Origin of the sequence: Streptomyces sp. UH6, from assembly GCF_013421635.1 — a bacterium.
Taxonomy (GTDB): Bacteria; Actinomycetota; Actinomycetes; order Streptomycetales; family Streptomycetaceae; genus Streptomyces; species Streptomyces abyssomicinicus.
Genome location: NZ_JACADT010000414.1, coordinates 1 through 4798 on the forward strand (window position 1 = coordinate 1; position 4798 = coordinate 4798).

The following is a 4798-nucleotide window of genomic DNA, read 5'->3' on the forward strand; positions in this document are numbered from 1 at the left end:
AGGAAATCGGAACGGAAACGGTCTGATAGAGTCGGAAACGAAGGAAGCGCCCGGAGGAAAGCCCGAGAGGGTCAGTACGAAGGAAGCGTCCGCACCTTGAGAACTCAACAGCGTGCCAAAAGTCAACGCCAGATATGTTGATACCCCGTCTCAGTCTTGAGACGAGGTTCCTTTGAAAAAACACAGCGAGGACGCTGTGAACCGTCGAGCTTATTCCGCTCGCGGTTCCGCTCATCGTGGTGTCACCGGATTACCGGTAAACATTCACGGAGAGTTTGATCCTGGCTCAGGACGAACGCTGGCGGCGTGCTTAACACATGCAAGTCGAACGATGAACCACTTCGGTGGGGATTAGTGGCGAACGGGTGAGTAACACGTGGGCAATCTGCCCTTCACTCTGGGACAAGCCCTGGAAACGGGGTCTAATACCGGATACGACCTGCCAAGGCATCTTGGCGGGTGGAAAGCTCCGGCGGTGAAGGATGAGCCCGCGGCCTATCAGCTTGTTGGTGAGGTAACGGCTCACCAAGGCGACGACGGGTAGCCGGCCTGAGAGGGCGACCGGCCACACTGGGACTGAGACACGGCCCAGACTCCTACGGGAGGCAGCAGTGGGGAATATTGCACAATGGGCGAAAGCCTGATGCAGCGACGCCGCGTGAGGGATGACGGCCTTCGGGTTGTAAACCTCTTTCAGCAGGGAAGAAGCGAAAGTGACGGTACCTGCAGAAGAAGCGCCGGCTAACTACGTGCCAGCAGCCGCGGTAATACGTAGGGCGCAAGCGTTGTCCGGAATTATTGGGCGTAAAGAGCTCGTAGGCGGCTTGTCGCGTCGGTTGTGAAAGCCCGGGGCTTAACCCCGGGTCTGCAGTCGATACGGGCAGGCTAGAGTTCGGTAGGGGAGATCGGAATTCCTGGTGTAGCGGTGAAATGCGCAGATATCAGGAGGAACACCGGTGGCGAAGGCGGATCTCTGGGCCGATACTGACGCTGAGGAGCGAAAGCGTGGGGAGCGAACAGGATTAGATACCCTGGTAGTCCACGCCGTAAACGGTGGGCACTAGGTGTGGGCAACATTCCACGTTGTCCGTGCCGCAGCTAACGCATTAAGTGCCCCGCCTGGGGAGTACGGCCGCAAGGCTAAAACTCAAAGGAATTGACGGGGGCCCGCACAAGCGGCGGAGCATGTGGCTTAATTCGACGCAACGCGAAGAACCTTACCAAGGCTTGACATACACCGGAAAGCATCAGAGATGGTGCCCCCCTTGTGGTCGGTGTACAGGTGGTGCATGGCTGTCGTCAGCTCGTGTCGTGAGATGTTGGGTTAAGTCCCGCAACGAGCGCAACCCTTGTCCCGTGTTGCCAGCAGGCCCTTGTGGTGCTGGGGACTCACGGGAGACCGCCGGGGTCAACTCGGAGGAAGGTGGGGACGACGTCAAGTCATCATGCCCCTTATGTCTTGGGCTGCACACGTGCTACAATGGCCGGTACAATGAGCTGCGATACCGCGAGGTGGAGCGAATCTCAAAAAGCCGGTCTCAGTTCGGATTGGGGTCTGCAACTCGACCCCATGAAGTCGGAGTCGCTAGTAATCGCAGATCAGCATTGCTGCGGTGAATACGTTCCCGGGCCTTGTACACACCGCCCGTCACGTCACGAAAGTCGGTAACACCCGAAGCCGGTGGCCCAACCCCTTGTGGGAGGGAGCTGTCGAAGGTGGGACTGGCGATTGGGACGAAGTCGTAACAAGGTAGCCGTACCGGAAGGTGCGGCTGGATCACCTCCTTTCTAAGGAGCACTTCTTACCAAGCCTGGCTTGGTCAGAGGCCAGTACATCAGCGAATGTCTGATGCTGGTTGCTCATGGGTGGAACGTTGACTACTCGGCACGGTTCAGGATGGACCAGGCGCTAGTACTGCTCTTCGGAGCGTGGAACGCTGATCTGGTTGGCTGACCGTGTCGGGCACGCTGTTGGGTATCTGAAGGTACGGCCGCAAGGCTGGGTCTTCAGTGCCGGCCCCGGTAAAGCGTTGGTTCGCCAGCGTGTGACGGGTGGCTGGTCGTTGTTTGAGAACTGCACAGTGGACGCGAGCATCTGTGGCCAAGTTTTTAAGGGCGCACGGTGGATGCCTTGGCACCAGGAACCGATGAAGGACGTGGGAGGCCGCGATAGTCCCCGGGGAGTCGTCAACCAGGCTTTGATCCGGGGGTTTCCGAATGGGGAAACCCGGCAGTCGTCATGGGCTGTCACCCACTGCTGAACACATAGGCAGTGTGGAGGGAACGAGGGGAAGTGAAACATCTCAGTACCCTCAGGAAGAGAAAACAACCGTGATTCCGGGAGTAGTGGCGAGCGAAACTGGATCAGGCTAAACCTCAAGCGTGTGAGACCCGGCAGGGGTTGCGTTTGGGGGGTTGTGGGATCTCTCTTCTGTCGTCTGCCGGCGACAGGACGAGTCAGAAACCGTTGATGTAGGCGAAGGACATGCGAAAGGTCCGGCGTAGAGGGTAAGACCCCCGTAGTCGAAACGTCAGCGGCTCGTTTGAGAGACACCCAAGTAGCACGGGGCCCGAGAAATCCCGTGTGAATCTGGCGGGACCACCCGCTAAGCCTAAATATTCCCTGGTGACCGATAGCGGATAGTACCGTGAGGGAATGGTGAAAAGTACCGCGGGAGCGGAGTGAAATAGTACCTGAAACCGTGTGCCTACAAGCCGTGGGAGCGTCGGATGCAGCTTGCTGCATCTCGTGACTGCGTGCCTTTTGAAGAATGAGCCTGCGAGTTTGCGGTGTGTTGCGAGGTTAACCCGTGTGGGGAAGCCGTAGCGAAAGCGAGTCCGAATAGGGCGTTTGAGTAGCATGCCCAAGACCCGAAGCGGAGTGATCTAGCCATGGGCAGGTTGAAGCGGAGGTAAGACTTCGTGGAGGACCGAACCCACCAGGGTTGAAAACCTGGGGGATGACCTGTGGTTAGGGGTGAAAGGCCAATCAAACTCCGTGATAGCTGGTTCTCCCCGAAATGCATTTAGGTGCAGCGTCGTGTGTTTCTTGCCGGAGGTAGAGCACTGGATAGGCGATGGGCCCTACCGGGTTACTGACCTTAGCCAAACTCCGAATGCCGGTAAGTGAGAGCGCGGCAGTGAGACTGTGGGGGATAAGCTCCATGGTCGAGAGGGAAACAGCCCAGAGCATCGACTAAGGCCCCTAAGCGTACGCTAAGTGGGAAAGGATGTGGAGTCGCAGAGACAACCAGGAGGTTGGCTTAGAAGCAGCCACCCTTGAAAGAGTGCGTAATAGCTCACTGGTCTAGTGATTCCGCGCCGACAATGTAGCGGGGCTCAAGCGTACCGCCGAAGTCGTGTCATTGCAGCATGTACTCCCAACGGAGGCTGTGATGGGTAGGGGAGCGTCGTGTGCCGGGTGAAGCAGCCGCGGAAGCGAGTTGTGGACGGTTCACGAGTGAGAATGCAGGCATGAGTAGCGATACAAACGTGAGAAACGTTTGCGCCGATTGACCAAGGGTTCCTGGGTCAAGCTGATCTGCCCAGGGTAAGTCGGGACCTAAGGCGAGGCCGACAGGCGTAGTCGATGGATAACCGGTTGATATTCCGGTACCCGCTTTGAAGCGCCAAACATCGAATCCAGTGATGCTAAGCCCGTGAAGCCGCCCCTGATCTCTTCGGAGTGAGGGGGAGTGGTGGAGCCGGTGACCCGAGCTGGTAGTAGGTGAGTGATGGGGTGACGCAGGAAGGTAGTCCATCCCGGGCGGTGGTTGTCCCGGGGTAAGGGTGTAGGCCGTGCGGTAGGTAAATCCGTCGCACACTAGGGCTGAGACCTGATGCCGAGCCGATTGTGGTGAAGTGGATGATCCTATGCTGTCGAGAAAAGCCTCTAGCGAGTTTCATGGCGGCCCGTACCCTAAACCGACTCAGGTGGTCAGGTAGAGAATACCGAGGCGTTCGGGTGAACTATGGTTAAGGAACTCGGCAAAATGCCCCCGTAACTTCGGGAGAAGGGGGGCCATTTCCGGTGATCCGATTTACTCGGTGAGCTGGGGGTGGCCGCAGAGACCAGCGAGAAGCGACTGTTTACTAAAAACACAGGTCCGTGCGAAGCCGTAAGGCGATGTATACGGACTGACGCCTGCCCGGTGCTGGAACGTTAAGGGGACCGGTTAGCTCCATTTCGGTGGGGCGAAGCTGAGAACTTAAGCGCCAGTAAACGGCGGTGGTAACTATAACCATCCTAAGGTAGCGAAATTCCTTGTCGGGTAAGTTCCGACCTGCACGAATGGCGTAACGACTTCTCGACTGTCTCAACCATAGGCCCGGTGAAATTGCACTACGAGTAAAGATGCTCGTTTCGCGCAGCAGGACGGAAAGACCCCGGGACCTTTACTACAGTTTGATATTGGTGTTCGGTTCGGCTTGTGTAGGATAGCTGGGAGACTTTGAAGCTCGCACGCCAGTGTGGGTGGAGTCGTCGTTGAAATACCAGTCTGGTCGTGCTGGATGTCTAACCTGGGTCCGTGATCCGGATCAGGGACAGTGTCTGATGGGTAGTTTAACTGGGGCGGTTGCCTCCTAAAGAGTAACGGAGGCGCCCAAAGGTTCCCTCAGCCTGGTTGGCAATCAGGTGTTGAGTGTAAGTGCACAAGGGAGCTTGACTGTGAGACCGACGGGTCGAGCAGGGACGAAAGTCGGGACTAGTGATCCGGCGGTGGCTTGTGGAAGCGCCGTCGCTCAACGGATAAAAGGTACCCCGGGGATAACAGGCTGATCTTCCCCAAGAGTCCAT

General features: G+C 57.5%; 2 rRNA genes. Both read left to right on the plus strand.

Annotation, left to right across the window (positions count from 1 at the left end):
* Positions 1-263 precede the first annotated feature (263 nt).
* A 16S ribosomal RNA gene (locus tag HW445_RS18820) occupies positions 264-1788 on the plus strand.
* Between the two features lie 311 nt (positions 1789-2099).
* Positions 2100-4798, plus strand: a 23S ribosomal RNA gene (locus tag HW445_RS18825); the annotation flags it as partial.